This is a genomic window from Providencia sp. PROV201 (assembly GCF_028479545.1).
Taxonomy (GTDB): domain Bacteria; phylum Pseudomonadota; class Gammaproteobacteria; order Enterobacterales; family Enterobacteriaceae; genus Providencia; species Providencia huaxiensis.
The window spans coordinates 31168-48344 of sequence record NZ_JAMPNW010000031.1; the positions used below are offsets into that span (position 1 = coordinate 31168).

Consider the following 17177-nt stretch of genomic DNA (forward strand, 5'->3'; position numbering starts at 1 on the left):
AAACTATGAAATTACAATTTTCGATTTATCGCTACAATCCTGATGTGGACAACGCACCACGTATGCAAGATTACACGCTAGAAGTTCCTGAAGGGCGTGACATGATGTTGCTGGATGCGTTAATCCAAATCAAAGAGCAAGACCCAACACTCTCTTTCCGTCGTTCTTGTCGTGAAGGGGTATGTGGTTCCGATGGCCTGAACATGAACGGTAAAAACGGGTTGGCGTGTATTACGCCATTATCTGCTTTAATCCGTGGTGGGAAGAAAATTGTCATTCGTCCATTACCGGGTCTGCCTGTTGTGCGTGACCTGATTATCGATATGACTCAGTTCTATACCCAATACGAAAAAATTCGTCCATATCTGATTAATGATAACAAAAACCCACCAGCGCGTGAGAATTTACAAACTCCTGCACAACGTGAAAAACTCGATGGTTTATATGAGTGTATTTTGTGTGCTTGTTGTTCGACTTCTTGCCCATCGTTTTGGTGGAATCCAGACAAGTTTATCGGGCCTGCAGGCTTGTTGGCAGCGTATCGCTTCTTAATTGATAGCCGTGATACTGAAACCGATTCACGATTAGATGATCTGAACGACGCTTTTAGTGTCTTCCGCTGTCATAGCATCATGAATTGTGTCAATGTATGCCCTAAAGGGCTAAATCCAACGAAAGCTATCGGTCATATTAAATCTATGTTACTAAAACATAGCGCTTAATTATGCATATTTAACCCACAGTGCTCAGGTGCTGTGGGTTAAAAGAGAAATAGCACAAAATAAAAACATAAGTAAAAAGAAACGCGTAAAGTAAAAGCAATAATAGGTTTTTAATGCGCGGAAGCTCACAAAAGCACGAAAACGAAATACCAACAAAGGGCGTCAGAAAGTAACATTGTCACCCATAAAAAGTAGTACTTATTAAAACGTTGTCATTACAAAAGCGTAAAAAAGTGAAAGCAAAGAAAGTAACAGTAAAAAGTAGAAAAAATAGCCAACTGCAAAAGATGAAGACGACAGCCCAAGCATAGGGGCCTTTAAAAACCGCAGCCAGTTTTTAAAGGTTCCTTAAAAGGGAAACCCTTACTGATAAAGGGCCTCCCAAAGAGAGAACATGCATAAAGCACGTCCAAGAGAACCTTTATCGAGGTCGCTTAAATGCGGCAATTAGTTAACCACGGCGAAAACTAAAGCTTTAAAAGCTTAAGGGATCACAATGCAGAACGGCGTAATGAAGGACTGGCTGGATTCAAGCTTTCTGGCAGGCGCGAACCAGACTTATATAGAACAGCTCTATGAAGATTATCTGACTGACCCTAACTCTGTCGATGCCGAGTGGAAAGCAATTTTTGAGCAACTTCCTGGTGCAGCATTAGGCACTAGCGGTGAACAATTCCACTCCCAAGCGCGCGATTACTTCCGCCGCTTAGCAAAAGACTCTACACGTTATCACACCTCTGTTAGCGATCCAGCTATCGACGCAAAACAAGTTAAAGTTTTGCAATTAATCAATGCGTTCCGCTTCCGCGGGCACCAAAATGCGAATCTTGATCCGTTAGGTCTTTGGAAACGTGAATCTGTTCCAGATTTAGACCCAGCATTCCACAACCTGACGAAAGAAGACTTCAACGAAACTTTCAACGTGGGTTCATTTGCGATTGGCAAAGAAACCATGAAGCTGAGTGAGCTATATGACCACCTGAAACGTATTTATTGCGGTTCTATCGGTGCAGAATATATGCATATCACGAATACAGAAGAAAAACGTTGGATCCAACAGCGTCTTGAGTCTGTTGACGTTTCTAAAATTTTCTCAGTAGAAGAGAAAAAACGCTTCTTAGCTGAATTAACGGCAGCTGAAGGGCTTGAGCGTTACATCGGGGCTAAATTCCCAGGTGCAAAACGTTTCTCATTGGAAGGTGGTGATTCACTGATCCCAATGCTGAAAGATTTAATCCACCACGCAGGCAAGCAAGATACCCGTGAAGTTGTTTTGGGTATGGCTCACCGTGGTCGTTTAAACGTTCTAGTTAATATCTTAGGTAAAAAACCGGGCGAATTATTTGATGAGTTCGCGGGTAAACATAAAGACCACTCAAGCGCGGGTGATGTTAAATATCACCAAGGTTTCTCCTCTGACTTTGAAACCGCAGGCTCTCGTGTTCACTTAGCGTTAGCATTTAACCCGTCTCACCTTGAGATTGTTAGTCCAGTGGTTATCGGCTCAGTGCGCGCACGTCGTGACCGTCTGGATGAAGGCCGCAGCAACATGGTTCTGCCAATTACCATTCATGGTGACTCAGCAGTAACTGGCCAAGGTGTTGTACAAGAAACACTGAACATGTCTCAAGCTCGTGGTTATGAAGTTGGCGGTACGATGCGTATCGTGATTAACAACCAAATTGGTTTCACGACTTCAAATCCAAAAGATACACGTTCGACAGAATACTGTACTGACATCGTTAAAATGGTGCAGGCACCAATTTTCCACGTGAATGCGGATGACCCAGAAGCGGTGTCTTTCGTGACTCGTTTAGCGCTTGATTTCCGTAACACGTTCAAACGCGATGTTATGATTGATTTAGTCTGTTATCGCCGCCATGGCCATAACGAAGCGGATGAGCCAAGTGCAACTCAGCCTGTGATGTATCAAAAAATCAAACAGCACCCAACACCACGTAAAATTTATGCAGATCGTTTAATTGCAGAAAACGTATTAAGTGCTAATGATGTCACTGAAATGGTTAATCTGTATCGCGATGCGTTAGATGCAGGTAACTGTGTGGTTGAAGAGTACCGTGAAATGGGGCTGAACTCATATACATGGGCTCCATATTTAAACCATGAATGGGATGCATCCTATAAATCAACAGTTGATATTAAACGCTTAACGGATCTGGCTGTTAAAGTCAGCACTATCCCAGAAGGCGTGGTTGCGCAATCTCGTGTTGAGAAAATTTATACCGACCGTGCCGAAATGGCAAAAGGTGAGAAATTACTCGACTGGGGCGCGGCTGAAACTTTAGCGTACGCAACGTTAGTTGATGAAGGTATTCCTGTGCGTTTGTCCGGTGAAGACGCAGGCCGTGGTACATTCTTCCACCGTCATGCAGTTATTCACAACCAAACAAATGGTTCAGTTTACGTTCCACTGCAAAATATCCATAACGGCCAAGGCGTCTTTAATGTTTGGGACTCTGTTCTGACTGAAAACGCGGTATTAGCATTCGAATATGGCTATGCCACTACTGAGCCTCGTGCACTGACTATTTGGGAAGCCCAATTTGGTGACTTTGCTAACTGTGCTCAAGTGGTTATCGACCAATTTATTAGCTCTGGTGAGCAAAAATGGGGTCGTATGTGTGGTCTGGTAATGCTACTGCCTCATGGTTATGAAGGTCAGGGGCCAGAGCACTCATCTGCACGTTTAGAACGTTACCTGCAACTGTGTGCTGACCAAAACATGCAAGTGTGTGTGCCGTCAACACCTGCTCAGGTTTATCACATGTTGCGTCGCCAAGCCTTACGTGGCATGCGCCGTCCTCTGATTGTGATGTCACCAAAATCTCTGTTACGTCACCCATTAGCGGTCTCTAGCATGGAAGAATTGGCAAACGGTACATTCGAGCCAGTTATCGGTGAAATAGATGATATCAATCCGAAAAATGTGAAACGCGTCGTTATGTGTTCAGGTAAAGTCTATTACGATCTGTTAGAACAACGTCGTAAAAATGAACAAACTGACGTGGCTATCGTGCGTATCGAACAGTTATATCCGTTCCCACACGAAGATATCCAAAAAGCGTTGGCGCAATTTACTGATGTAAAAGACTTTGTATGGTGTCAAGAAGAGCCATTAAACCAAGGTGCTTGGTATTGCAGTCAACATAACTTCCGTGAAGCTATCCCAACAGGGGCAACTTTACGTTATGCAGGTCGAGCTGCTTCTTCATCTCCAGCAGTTGGCTATACGTCCGTACACCAGGAACAACAGAAAGCCCTGGTTAATGACGCTTTGAACATTGAATAATTAAAGGATAGAAAATGAGTAGCGTAGAAATTCTTGTTCCCGATCTTCCTGAGTCCGTTGCAGATGCTACGGTTGCCACATGGCATAAAAAACCAGGTGACAGTGTTCAGCGTGACGAAGTACTGGTTGAGATCGAAACAGATAAAGTCGTATTAGAAGTTCCTGCAAGTGAAGCTGGTGTATTAGAAGCTATCGTTGAAGATGAAGGTGCAACGGTATTGTCTAAGCAATTACTGGGTCGCATTCGTTTAGGCGATAGCACAGGTATTCCTGCTGAAGTGAAAGAAGCACAAGAGTCAACACCTGCACAGCGTCAAACGGCAAGTTTAGAAACTGAAAGCAATGATGCTCTGACCCCTGCGATCCGTCGTTTGATTGCAGAGCACGACTTAAACCCAGCTGACATCAAAGGTACGGGTGTTGGTGGTCGTTTAACGCGTGAAGATGTTGAAAAACATTTAGCTGCAAATAAATCTGCGGCACCTGCGGCGAAAGCCCCAGCGGCTCCTCAAGCGCCTTTAGCACACCGTAGCGAAAAACGTGTTCCAATGACGCGTTTACGTAAACGTATTGCTGAGCGCCTGTTAGAAGCGAAAAACACGACCGCCATGTTGACGACCTTTAACGAAGTCAATATGCAACCAATCAAAGACTTACGTAAACAATATGGCGAAGTATTCGAAAAACGTCATGGTGTTCGTTTAGGTTTTATGTCTTTCTATGTGAAAGCTGCGGTTGAAGCACTGAAGCGCTACCCAGAAGTGAATGCTTCTATTGATGGCGATGATGTGGTTTACCATAACTATTTCGATATCAGTATTGCGGTTTCAACACCACGTGGTTTGGTAACACCAGTTCTGCGTGATGTCGATGCAATGAGCATGGCAGATATCGAGAAGAAAATTAAAGAACTGGCTGTTAAAGGTCGCGACGGTAAATTAACTGTCGAAGACTTAAGTGGTGGTAACTTCACTATCACTAACGGTGGCGTATTTGGTTCTCTGATGTCTACACCTATCATTAACCCACCACAGAGCGCGATTTTAGGCATGCATGCCATTAAAGACCGCCCTATGGCTGTAAATGGTAAGGTAGAGATTCTTCCTATGATGTATTTAGCACTGTCTTACGACCACCGTTTAATCGATGGTAGTGAGTCAGTTGGCTTCTTAGTCGCTATCAAAGATATGCTGGAAGATCCAACTCGTTTACTGCTGGACGTATAGCAACATAACAGGGCAGGGTACAACTTGCCCGGTCTGAAGTAACCGATGCAACCCGTTCGCGGGTTGCTAAATCAGTAACAATTGCAGGAGGCGAATAAACGCCTCTTCAGACTCAATTATGGATAGAACATCATGAATTTACACGAGTACCAGGCAAAACAGTTGTTTGCACGTTATGGGATGCCTGCACCGACAGGTTATGCCTGTTCATCAGTCGCTGAAACCGTCGATGCTGCTAAAAAAATTGGTGACGGCCCTTGGGTAATTAAATGCCAAGTTCACGCAGGTGGACGTGGTAAAGCTGGCGGCGTAAAAGTCACTAGTGATATCAACGAAGTGAAAGCATTTGCAGAACACTGGTTAGGTAAAAACTTAGTTACCTATCAAACAGATGCAAACGGCCAGCCTGTTAACCAAATTCTGGTTGAAACGGCAACTGATATCGCTAAAGAACTCTATTTAGGTGCGGTTGTAGACCGTAGTACTCGCCGCGTTGTATTCATGGCATCTACCGAAGGTGGCGTGGAAATCGAGAAAGTCGCAGAAGAGACTCCAGAGTTAATTCACAAAGCGATTATCGACCCACTGACTGGCCCAATGCCTTTCCAAGGCCGTGAGTTAGCATTTAAATTAGGCTTAACTGGCAAACAAGTTAGTCAATTCGCGAAAATTTTCATGGGTCTGGCTACATTATTCCTAGAACGCGATTTAGCATTAGCGGAAATCAACCCACTGGTTATCAGCACTGCGGGTGATTTAGTTTGCTTAGATGGTAAATTAGGTATCGATAGCAACGCGTTATATCGTCAACCAGAGATCCGTGAACTACGTGATGAATCACAAGAAGATGCACGTGAAGCACAAGCCGCTCAGTGGGAACTGAACTACGTTGCGTTAGACGGCAACATCGGCTGTATGGTTAACGGTGCGGGCCTTGCAATGGGTACTATGGATATCGTTAAGCTGCACGGTGGTGCACCGGCTAACTTCTTAGATGTTGGCGGCGGCGCGACAAAAGAGCGTGTAACTGAAGCATTTAAAATCATTCTTTCTGATGAAAACGTGAAAGCCGTTTTTGTTAACATCTTTGGTGGTATCGTTCGCTGCGACCTGATTGCAGACGGCATCATTGGTGCAGTAGAAGAAGTTGGCGTAAATGTACCAGTCGTTGTGCGTTTAGAAGGTAACAATGCAGAGTTAGGTGCTAAAAAACTGGCAGATAGCGGCTTGAATATTATCGCTGCAAACAGCCTGACTGATGCAGCTAAGAAAGCAGTAGCAGCAGCGGAGGCTAAATAATGTCTATTTTAATCGATAAAAACACCAAAGTAATTTGCCAAGGTTTCACTGGTGGCCAAGGTACATTCCACTCAGAACAAGCGATTGCTTATGGCACGCAAATGGTCGGTGGTGTGACGCCAGGTAAAGGTGGCACTGTTCACTTAGGTCTGCCTGTATTTAACACTGTTCGTGAAGCTGTAGAAGCAACGGGCGCAACAGCCTCTGTTATCTATGTTCCAGCACCATTTTGTAAAGATTCTATTTTAGAAGCTATCGATGCTGGCATTAAGCTGATCATCACTATCACTGAAGGTATTCCAACTCTGGATATGCTGACAGTTAAAGTGAAATTAGACGAAGCAGGCGTTCGTATGATTGGCCCTAACTGCCCTGGTGTTATCACGCCGGGTGAATGTAAGATTGGTATCCAACCTGGCCATATCCATATGCCAGGTAAAGTCGGTATCGTTTCACGTTCAGGTACGTTGACTTATGAAGCAGTTAAACAAACAACAGATGCAGGCTTAGGCCAATCGACTTGTGTAGGTATCGGTGGTGACCCAATTCCAGGTTCAAACTTCATTGATATCCTGAAGTTATTCCAAGCAGATCCACAAACTGAAGCTATCGTGATGATCGGTGAAATCGGTGGTAACGCAGAAGAAGAAGCAGCTGAATATATTAAAAAGCATGTTACTAAGCCTGTTGTAGGCTATATCGCAGGTGTAACTGCACCAAAAGGCAAACGTATGGGCCACGCAGGTGCAATCATCGCAGGCGGTAAAGGGACTGCTGATGAGAAATTTGCTGCACTAGAAGCTGCTGGCGTGAAAACCGTTCGTAGCCTTGCAGACATCGGTGATGCAGTCAAATCTCTGCTGAATAAATAAGTAATTCGCTAGGCAACTAGCAAGAGTAAGAGACGAAAGCCCGTGCTCATGTGAGCACGGGTTTTTTTATGCCTTTTAAATATTTTTATAGGGTTATGCGGTTTTTTGAAATGTGTGTCTATACTTAAAAGTGCGTTCTATAGGCTTATATGAAGGAAAATTGATAATAAAAAGGCAATTTAGGTGAGCAGGGTAGTGCTAATAGCACTTTATGCAAAAAAAAGCGAAATTGCGGCATATCAATTTTATAATATTGACGGTAATTCAATTAAGCCAATATAACAGTTTAGTTGAGAAAACGGCTATATTAATAAAATTCATAATAAGTTTAAAATAAGATACTATTACAAATTAAATATTCTTTTTTCGAGTCGTTAATTCAATGATTATATTTTTTGTTAATCTTTGGAAAAATTAAGAACATTTATATCATTATCAATAACAGCAATTTAACAAGTAAATAACCATTAATTGACTGACAGGTATAGCAATTAACAACAGGAAAAAAATTGACGCAAATCAATTCATTGCCTCTGGCTTTATTTGTTCAAATTGCTTAAATTGGTGCTCGATCAAATACTCGATTTTCTATTAAAGGGTATAATTATTGATGTAAATTCAGAATTCAAATCTGAGTCACGTAAAAGAAGTTTATTGTGTGTGAAGATAAGCGTACTATTATTATGGTAACGTTTGTTCTTTTAATTTTGTTAATTTTTTGTTGTTTTGAGGCATTTTTTGCTGGTAGTTAAGAGGCTTTCTAAGTATTTAAAACTGGAAGCTGGGTTGCCGCAAGTCGGTGTCTTCCTGCTAGGAGCAAGGAGTCAAGATGTTTGATATTGTCGAACTGTCACGATTACAGTTTGCCTTAACTGCGATGTATCACTTCCTGTTCGTACCATTAACGCTAGGTATGGCGTTTTTGCTTGCGATCATGGAAACGGTATATGTACTGTCAGGCAAGCAAATTTATAAAGATATGACTAAGTTCTGGGGTAAGTTATTTGGTATTAACTTTGCTCTGGGTGTTGCAACGGGTCTGACCATGGAGTTCCAATTCGGTACTAACTGGTCTTACTACGCGCACTATGTTGGAGATATCTTCGGTGCACCTCTTGCAATCGAAGGTCTGATGGCGTTCTTCTTAGAATCAACGTTTGTCGGTTTATTCTTCTTTGGTTGGGATCGTTTAAGCAAAAAACAACACCTAGCTGTAACATGGTTAGTTGCTTTAGGTTCTAACTTCTCTGCTTTGTGGATCTTGGTTGCGAACGGTTGGATGCAAAACCCAATCGCTGCTGATTTCAACTTCGAAACAATGCGTATGGAAATGGTTAGCTTCTCTGAGCTAGTCTTAAACCCAGTTGCGCAGGTTAAGTTCGTCCACACAGTTGCTGCGGGTTATTGTACCGGTGCAATGTTTGTCCTTGGTATTAGCTCTTACTACCTGCTTAAAGGTCGTGATGTTGCTTTTGCTAAACGTTCTTTTGCTATTGCTGCAAGCTTTGGTATTGCTGCTGTTCTGTCTGTTATCGTTCTTGGTGATGAATCAGGTTACGAAATGGGTGACGTTCAGAAAACCAAACTGGCTGCTGTTGAAGCAGAGTGGGAAACCCATGCTCCACCAGCTGCGTTTAACTTAATCGCTTGGCCGGATACTGAAAAGCAAGAAAATAAATTTGCTATCTCGATTCCTTGGGCGATGGGTATTATTGCAACCCGTTCAATCGATACGCCTGTATTAGGTCTGAAAGACTTAATGAAACAGCACGAAGTTCGTATTCGTAACGGTATGATTGCATACGGTCAGTTACAAGAGCTTCTTGCAGGTAATAAAGATCCTGAACTGCGTTCGGCATTTGAAGTAAACAAAAAAGATCTCGGATATGGCCTTCTGTTAAAACAATATGCACCAAATGTTGTTGATGCAACTGAAGCTCAAATCCAAAGAGCAGTGAAAGATAGTATTCCTAACGTTGGGCCTCTGTTCTGGGCATTCCGTATCATGGTTGGTGTTGGCTTCCTATTACTGTTGATTATTGGCTGGGCATTCCTGTCAGTAGTTCGTAACCGTATTGGTCAAAATAAACTATTGCTGCGTATTGCACTATTCGGTATTCCACTACCATGGATTGCAATTGAATCAGGTTGGTTCGTTGCGGAGTATGGTCGTCAGCCATGGGCAATCGGTGAAGTGTTACCTGTTTCGGTTGCACACTCCAACTTGACGACTCATGACCTGATCTTCTCTATGGTATTGATCTGTGGTCTGTACACACTGTTCTTAATTGCTGAAATGTTCTTAATGTTCAAATTCGCTCGTAAAGGGCCAAGCAGCCTAAAAACTGGCCGCTATCACTTTGAACAGAAAAACCCTTCTGCACACGACGTTCAGTAAATAGGAGCCACTTATGTTTGATTATGAAGTTCTTCGGTTTGTGTGGTGGATCCTTATCGGTGTATTACTGATTGGATTTGCTGTCACAGATGGCTTTGACATGGGCGTTGGCTTCTTATTACCTATTTTAGGTAAAACGGATACTGAACGCCGTATCATGATTAACGCTGTTGCACCTCACTGGGATGGTAACCAAGTTTGGTTAATCACAGCTGGTGGTGCGATGTTTGCTGCCTGGCCACAGGTCTATGCTGCATCATTCTCCGGTTTCTATATCGCGATGATTTTAGTGCTAGCAGCATTGTTCTTCCGTCCGGTTGGTTTCGACTACCGTTCAAAACTGGAGAACCAAAAATGGCGCAATATGTGGGACTGGGGTCTGTTCATCGGTGGTTTCGTTCCACCATTAGTTATCGGTGTTGCGTTTGGTAACCTGTTATTAGGTGTTCCACTGCAAATTGATAACCAACAGTATTTGACCTACACGGGTAACCTGTTTGGTCTGTTAAACCCATATGGTCTGTTGGCGGGTGTCGTTGGCTTAATGATGATTGTTACCCAAGGTGCAACTTATCTGCAAATGCGTACCACTGGCGAACTGTACTTACGTGTGCGTAAAGCAACCTATATCTGTGCGTTAGTTACATTGTTAGCGTTTGCGGGTGCAGGTGTTTGGTTAGTCATGGGCATTGATGGTTATGTTATCACTTCAACTATTGATACTCTGGCGGTGTCAAACCCACTGAACAAAACAGTTGCAGTTGAATCAGGTGCTTGGTTGACTAATTTCAATACTTACCCAATCCTGTGGGCATTGCCTGCTCTGGGTGTAGGATTGCCGTTAATCACAATGCTGTTTAGTAAAGCAGACAAAAATGGTTGGGCGTTTGTGAGTTCTTCATTAACTATCGCTTGTATCATTTTAACCTGTGGTGTAGCAATGTTCCCATTCATCATGCCTTCAAGCATCATGCCAAACGCAAGTTTGACCATGTGGGATGCAACATCTAGCCTGTTTACTCTGCAAGTGATGACTGTTGTTGCTATTATCTTTGTACCAATCGTACTGGCATACACCGCATGGTGTTACTACAAAATGTTCGGTCGTTTGGACAAAAACTTCATCGAAGGCAACAAGCACTCACTGTATTAAGGAGCATAACTATGTGGTATTTCGCCTGGATCCTCGGCACGCTGTTAGCTTGTAGTTTTGCAGTGATTGCAGCATTAGCGTTAGAGCACTCTGAAGACTCTAAAGCCGCTAAAGATGGTGAGTAATAAAAATGCTGGTGGATAAAACCTATCAGCTATTGGATAAGGGGCCGATAAGGGCCCTTATCCTTATTTTAGCTTTAGTCACAGCAGGTGCAGTCATGTGGGATCCAACCCTATTTGCTGCGAAGACCAGCTCATTTCAAATATGGCAAGGGTTATTATTAATATGGGCAACGTGTACCGCGATGATTTTTGGTGTTGGTTTTAAACCCCAAAAAGTTATCTTTCGTGCAATTTTTCACCCATTACCTGCAGCCATCATTCTTATTTGGGGACTTTTTCAGGTCTTTAGATAATTCTAATTGCTAATTATGGGTCAATGGACCCATAATTATTTTTGATATCTTTACTTTCAAAGTGATTCCAAACTGGCACTGTCTTGCGTATAGTGGCACCGTTAATTAATTTAACCTAAGACGGAGTGATTGTTATGTTATTTCGCTGGCCTGTTCGCGTGTATTATGAAGATACAGATGCGGGCGGTGTTGTTTATCATGCACGCTATTTAGCCTTTTTTGAGCGAGCAAGAACCGAAATGCTGCGAAATAAAGGTATCAATCAACAAAGTATGCTTGCTGAGAACCTTGGCTTCGTTGTGCGAAGCATGACAATTGATTTTGTCAAAGGGGCGAAGCTGGATGACCTGCTGGAAGTTGAAACACAAATTATTGAAATGAAACGTGCTTCACTCACTTTTCAGCAAAGGTTAGTTGATTCGCAAGGTAACCTGCTTTGTGGGGCAAATGCCCTTATTGCTTGTGTGGACACATCAAAAATGAAGCCGATTGCGCTTCCTAAGTCTATTGTCGCGGAGTTTAAACAGTGACTGACATGAATATCCTGGATTTATTCCTTAAAGCGAGCCTTTTGGTTCAGCTCATTATGTTCGTTTTGATCGGTTTTTCTATCGCATCATGGGCGATCATTATTCAAAGAACGAAAATTTTAAATGCGGCAACGCGTGAGGCGGAAGCATTTGAAGATAAGTTCTGGTCAGGTATCGAGCTATCGCGCTTATATAAAGAAAGCCAAGCTCGCCGTGATGAATTGAGTGGTGCCGAACAAATTTTCCATTCTGGTTTTAAAGAGTTTGTTCGTTTACACCAAGCGAATATTCATGCACCAGATGCGGTCGTGACAGGTGCTTCTCGAGCAATGCGTATTTCAATGAATCGTGAGCTTGAATCAGTTGAAGCGCATATCCCATTTTTAGGTACTGTTGGTTCAATTAGCCCATATATTGGTTTATTTGGTACCGTTTGGGGGATTATGCATGCGTTTATTGCATTGGGAGCGGTAAAACAAGCAACATTACAAATGGTTGCACCGGGTATTGCTGAAGCATTGATTGCAACCGCAATTGGTTTGTTTGCAGCGATCCCTGCAGTTATGGCATTTAACCGTTTGAACTTACGTGTCAGCAAATTAGAGCAAAACTACGATAACTTTATGGAAGAGTTTTTGGCCATCTTGCATCGTCAAGCCTTCTCTGCTGATAAGAAATAAGACGGGGAGATAAGCGAATGGCGCGCACAAGTCGCAGACGTGAGCTGAAATCCGAAATCAACATAGTTCCATTACTGGACGTATTGTTGGTACTGTTGCTGATATTTATGGCAACAGCACCGATTATTTCTCAAAGTGTGGAAGTTGAGCTGCCGGATGCAACAGATACACAAACCGTATCATCAAGTGATAACCCACCGATTATTTTAGAAGTGTCGGGGGTTGGCCAATATAACATGCGCCTTGATGGTGAGGTTTTAGAATTGCTACCACCAGAGCAAATTGCTGCAGAAGCAAAATCTCAATTAGAGAAAAACCCCAAAGCAGTTTTCTTGATTGGTGGAGCAAAAGAAGTCCCTTATGAAGAAGTGATTAAAGCGCTGAACATATTACACAGCGCAGGGATAAAATCAGTTGGCTTGATGACTCAGCCTATATAGGCTGGGTTATTGTCGTTTGAATAAGTCACAATTCTTTTTTTGGATACCAGAGTGGGAAAGACAAAAGAGAAAAAAGATAACTTAAATCGATCATTAGTGATGTCAATTGTATTGCACGTCCTATTGATCGGCTTGATTGTTATAGGTTCTTTAGTTTCCGTCGTCAAACTTGGTGGTGGCGGGGAAGAGGGAACTGTCATCGATGCGGTGATGGTTGACCCTGGCGTGGTTGTTGAGCAATATGAAGAAATGCAAAGGCAGCAAAATAACGTCAGACAAGCGGCGAAAGAGCGTAAAGAGCAAGAACAAAAGCAAGAGGCTGAGCTCAGAGAGCAGCAAGAAAAGGAACAAAAGCGTCTTCAGCAACTTGAAGAAGAGCGTATAAAGACTGAACGTGCAACGGCAGAACAACAAAAGCAAGCCGAAGAACAACAGAAAATAGCATTAGAAGCGGCTAAAAAAGCGAAGGAAGAGCAAAAAATAGCCGAAGAAGCTGCCGCGAAAGCGAAAGCAGAAAAAGAAAAATTAATTAAAGAGCAGGCTGCTGAAAAGGCGAAAGCTGAGGCGCAGGCTCAGAAAGAAGCGGAAGCAGCGAAAGCCAAAGCAGAAAAAGAAGCTAAAGAAAAAGCAGAAAAGGACGCGAAAGTAAAAGCTGAAAAAGAAGCTAAAGCTAAAGCCGATAAAGAAGCCAAAGAAAAGGCTGACAAAGAAGCGAAAGCAAAAGCAGCAAAAGCCAAAGCTGAGGCAGCAAAAAATGCCGCTTCTGTTGACGATTTACTCGGCGATTTAACGGCATCAGGCCCTAGCAAGCAAGGTGGCGAAGCTGCAGCTGGAAAAGGCGGCGGTAAAAAATCGGGCGCATCGAATGCTGATGTAGACAGCTATGCTGGTAAGGTGAAAGCGGCTATCCAAAGTAAGTTTTATGATTCAGATACTTTTCGTGGGCGTACTTGTGAACTTCAATTGAAGCTCGCACCTGATGGGCTATTAGTGAGTATTACACCAAAAAATAGCCCAGCCAATGACGCAGCGCTTTGTGACGCCGCAATCCGAGCAGCAAAACTTGCAACGATGCCTAAACCACCTAGCAGAGAAGTCTATGATACGTTTAATAAAGCAGGTAGCACAGTTGTGTTTAAACCTTAATTTTCAATAACTCAGACCAGTCTGTATTGATATTATTAAGGCAATAGAATAAATAGTTTGTGTGGTATCTAGTTTTGTTATTATACCTTTGTTAAAATTCAGCGAATTATTGCGGTAGTAAATAATCCGCAGTAAGGGAGATAAGAATGAAGCAGGCTTTTAAAGTAGTTTTAGGGTTCCTAATGCTATGGGCGACAGTGGCTCAGGCTGAAATACGTATTGAGATCACTGAAGGTGTTAACTCAGCTCAACCTATTGGTGTTGTGCCGTTTAAATGGTCAGGTGCGGGTGCTCCACCACAAGAAGTTGGCCAAATAGTAGGCGCTGATTTACGCAATAGCGGAAAATTTAACCCTATTGAGCCAAGCCGTATGCCTCAACAACCGGGTACCGCTTCTGAAGTGATCCCTGAAGCGTGGACAGCGTTAGGTATTAACGCAGTGGTTGTGGGCCAGGTGCAGCCTGCCGCTGATGGCAGCTTTGTCGTTAGCTATCAGTTAGTTGATGTCGCGGCTAACCCAGGTGCTGTTTTATCTCAGAACCAATATAAAGTAACAAAAGAATGGTTACGCTATGCAGCGCATACTGCAAGTGATGAAGTCTTTGAAAAATTGACGGGTATTCGTGGCGCATTCCGTACACGTATTGCTTATATTGTTGTCAACAAAGGCGCTCAGTATCCATATGAATTACGTGTTTCTGACTATGACGGTTTTAACCAATTTACGGTTCACCGTTCACCAGAACCTTTGATGTCGCCAGCTTGGTCACCAGATGGTGAAAAACTGGCTTACGTTACATTTGAAAGCGGTAGTTCAGCACTTGTCATTCAAACCTTATCGACAGGAGCAGTTCGTCAGGTAGCATCATTCCCACGTCACAATGGGGCACCTGCATTCTCTCCTGATGGGACTAAACTGGCATTTGCATTGTCTAAAACAGGCAGCTTGAACTTATATATAATGGACTTAGCGAGTGGGCAAATTCGTCAGGTAACCGATGGTCGTAGTAACAATACCGAGCCAAGTTGGATGCCAGATAGCCAAACTTTAGTCTATACTTCAGATCAGGCGGGACGTCCGCAGATTTATAAAATCAATATTAATGGTGGCAGTCCTGAACGTGTTTCTTGGGAAGGAACACAAAATCAGGACGCTGATGTTAGCCCGGATGGTACTTTCTTAGTGATGGTCAGCTCCGGCGGCGGTCAGCAACATGTCGCCAAACAAGATCTGGCAACGAATAACGTTGAGTTTTTAACGAAAACGTTCCTAGATGAAACGCCGAGTATCGCACCTAACGGCACTATGGTAATTTATAGCTCCTCTCAAGGCTTGGGGACTATATTGCAGCTAGTTTCGACCGACGGGCGTTTCAAAGCGCGTCTTCCGGCTACCGATGGACAGGTTAAATTCCCTGCCTGGTCGCCGTATCTGTGATGCATAATAATAATGTGTGGCAAAAAATATTAAGGATCAAAACGATGCAACTGAATAAAGTGCTTAAAGGGCTGATGATCGCGTTACCAATCATGGCAGTCGCAGCTTGTAGCTCTAACAAAAACAATGACCAAGATGGCGTAGATACTTCTACTAACCAAACTAACACTGGTCTGTCTGCGGAAGAGCTGGCACGTCAGCAAATGGAACAGCTGCAACAAAACAACACTGTTTACTTTGGCTTTGACAAATACAACGTATCTCCAGAGTACGCTGAAATGTTAGATGCACACGCAGCATTCCTGCGTAGCAACCCATCTGTACGTGTTGTTGTTGAAGGTCATGCGGATGAGCGTGGTACTCCAGAATACAACATCGCGCTGGGCGAGCGTCGTGCTAATGCAGTTAAAATGTACCTGCAAAGCAAAGGTGTTTCTGGTGACCAAGTTTCACTGGTTTCTTACGGTAAAGAAAAACCAGCTGTGTTAGGTCACACTGAAGCAGACTACGCGAAAAACCGTCGTGCAGTCATTGCATACTAATAGATAAGCGAAATTATCTATTATGAACAGTAACTTCAGACACTTACTAGTCGGTCTGTCGTTATTGGTTGGCGTAGCGGCCCCTTGGGCCGCTATTGCCCAAGCGCCAATCAACAATGTCGGATCTGGTTCAACAACAGACCGCCTTACCCAACTTGAGACAGCAGTTAGCTCTCAAGGTCAAATTATGTATCAAATCCAACAGCAACTCGCTGACAACCAACGCGACATCGATATGTTACGTGGCCAGATTCAAGAAAGTGAATACAAATTGAATCAAGTCATTGAGCGTCAGAAAGATTTATACATGCAATTAGACAATGCAGGCGGTGGTAATTCAGCAACCTCAGGCGATACAGCAACACCTGACACTAGCGCATCAAATGGAACATCTTCCTCTACGACACCTACGGCAGCGGCCAATACGGGTGGAAATGAGAAAGATGATTACAATGCGGCAGTCAAATTAGCAATGGAAAGCAAATCCAAAGCTCAAATTGACCAAGCAATCGGTGCATTACAAGGTTTTATTAAAGCCTACCCTAAGTCTGGGTATCAATCTAATGCCAACTATTGGTTGGGGCAGTTAAACTACAACAAAGGTAGCAAAGACGATGCTGCTTTTTATTTTGCCACTGTAGTTAAGCAGTATCCTAAATCCCAAAAAAGCAGCGAAGCCTTATATAAAGTTGGGCTGATCATGCAAGATAAGGGACAAAAAGATAAAGCAAAAGCTGTTTACCAACAGGTATTGAAACAATATCCAAACAGTGCTGGTTCAAAATTAGCCGAAAAAAAGCTGAGTACACTTTAATTTATAGCCCCGAAGCAATATTACCGAATATTTCGGGGTTATCAGTATGATAAGTGTGCATTTAAACTTTTTTTTAAAAAAAATCGTTGCACCCTCGTCAGAAATCAGTAATATAGGCCGCCGTTGAGACGAGAATGTGGTTAGCCAAAAATCTCGAGATACAAAAAGAAATTTAGTTAGAAATGTTG

Annotated in this window: 16 protein-coding genes; all 16 read left to right on the forward strand. The window is 43.1% G+C overall.

What is annotated here, in order from left to right; genetic code table 11:
- Window positions 1–5: 5 nt before the first annotated feature.
- The 16 genes from PR809_RS18680 (at window position 6) to cpoB (ending at window position 16989) form a co-directional block, all read left to right on the forward strand.
- Complete coding sequence (locus PR809_RS18680; protein ID WP_004256824.1) at window positions 6–722, forward strand: succinate dehydrogenase iron-sulfur subunit; 717 nt, start codon at window positions 6–8, stop codon at window positions 720–722.
- Between the two features lie 496 nt (window positions 723–1218).
- Entirely contained in the window at window positions 1219–4032 is a 2814-nt protein-coding gene (gene sucA / locus PR809_RS18685) for a 2-oxoglutarate dehydrogenase E1 component (RefSeq protein WP_102138329.1), read from the forward strand.
- A gap of 14 nt (window positions 4033–4046) precedes the next feature.
- Window positions 4047–5258: a 2-oxoglutarate dehydrogenase complex dihydrolipoyllysine-residue succinyltransferase gene (gene odhB, locus PR809_RS18690; RefSeq protein ID WP_102138330.1), complete on the forward strand. Its 1212-nt coding sequence runs from the start codon at window positions 4047–4049 to the stop codon at window positions 5256–5258.
- A 132-nt stretch (window positions 5259–5390) separates the two neighbouring features.
- Complete coding sequence (gene sucC, locus PR809_RS18695; protein ID WP_004909077.1) at window positions 5391–6557, forward strand: ADP-forming succinate--CoA ligase subunit beta; 1167 nt, start codon at window positions 5391–5393, stop codon at window positions 6555–6557.
- Window positions 6557–7429: a succinate--CoA ligase subunit alpha gene (gene sucD / locus PR809_RS18700; RefSeq protein WP_102138331.1), complete on the forward strand. Its 873-nt coding sequence runs from the start codon at window positions 6557–6559 to the stop codon at window positions 7427–7429. Before sucC ends, sucD begins: the two co-directional genes overlap by 1 nt.
- 829 nt (window positions 7430–8258) lie before the next feature.
- Window positions 8259–9827, forward strand: a complete 1569-nt coding sequence (gene cydA / locus PR809_RS18705; protein WP_206275912.1) for a cytochrome ubiquinol oxidase subunit I — start codon at window positions 8259–8261, stop codon at window positions 9825–9827.
- Between the two features lie 13 nt (window positions 9828–9840).
- Complete coding sequence (gene cydB, locus PR809_RS18710) at window positions 9841–10980, forward strand: cytochrome d ubiquinol oxidase subunit II (protein ID WP_102138333.1); 1140 nt, start codon at window positions 9841–9843, stop codon at window positions 10978–10980.
- An 11-nt stretch (window positions 10981–10991) separates the two neighbouring features.
- On the forward strand, window positions 10992–11105 hold the full coding sequence (gene cydX / locus PR809_RS18715) for a cytochrome bd-I oxidase subunit CydX (protein WP_004909083.1): 114 nt from the start codon (window positions 10992–10994) through the stop codon (window positions 11103–11105).
- Between the two features lie 5 nt (window positions 11106–11110).
- Complete coding sequence (ybgE, locus tag PR809_RS18720; protein ID WP_102138334.1) at window positions 11111–11398, forward strand: cyd operon protein YbgE; 288 nt, start codon at window positions 11111–11113, stop codon at window positions 11396–11398.
- Window positions 11399–11532: 134 nt separating this feature from the next.
- On the forward strand, window positions 11533–11928 hold the full coding sequence (gene ybgC / locus PR809_RS18725; protein ID WP_004256789.1) for a tol-pal system-associated acyl-CoA thioesterase: 396 nt from the start codon (window positions 11533–11535) through the stop codon (window positions 11926–11928).
- Window positions 11925–12608, forward strand: a complete 684-nt coding sequence (tolQ, locus tag PR809_RS18730) for a Tol-Pal system protein TolQ (RefSeq protein WP_004256787.1) — start codon at window positions 11925–11927, stop codon at window positions 12606–12608. The genes ybgC and tolQ overlap by 4 nt, the downstream gene beginning before the upstream one ends.
- A 17-nt stretch (window positions 12609–12625) precedes the next feature.
- The gene (gene tolR / locus PR809_RS18735) at window positions 12626–13048 is read left to right on the forward strand and encodes a colicin uptake protein TolR (RefSeq protein WP_102138335.1); all 423 of its coding nucleotides are present in this window, start codon (window positions 12626–12628) and stop codon (window positions 13046–13048) included.
- A 51-nt stretch (window positions 13049–13099) separates the two neighbouring features.
- The gene (tolA, locus tag PR809_RS18740) at window positions 13100–14194 is read left to right on the forward strand and encodes a cell envelope integrity protein TolA (protein ID WP_206275911.1); all 1095 of its coding nucleotides are present in this window, start codon (window positions 13100–13102) and stop codon (window positions 14192–14194) included.
- Window positions 14195–14340: 146 nt separating this feature from the next.
- Window positions 14341–15633 (forward strand): Tol-Pal system beta propeller repeat protein TolB, encoded by a 1293-nt coding sequence (gene tolB, locus PR809_RS18745; protein WP_206275910.1) that lies wholly within the window; start codon window positions 14341–14343, stop codon window positions 15631–15633.
- A gap of 44 nt (window positions 15634–15677) precedes the next feature.
- Complete coding sequence (gene pal / locus PR809_RS18750) at window positions 15678–16175, forward strand: peptidoglycan-associated lipoprotein Pal (protein WP_004909091.1); 498 nt, start codon at window positions 15678–15680, stop codon at window positions 16173–16175.
- A gap of 22 nt (window positions 16176–16197) precedes the next feature.
- On the forward strand, window positions 16198–16989 hold the full coding sequence (gene cpoB, locus PR809_RS18755) for a cell division protein CpoB (RefSeq protein WP_166266340.1): 792 nt from the start codon (window positions 16198–16200) through the stop codon (window positions 16987–16989).
- Window positions 16990–17177: the final 188 nt, after the last annotated feature.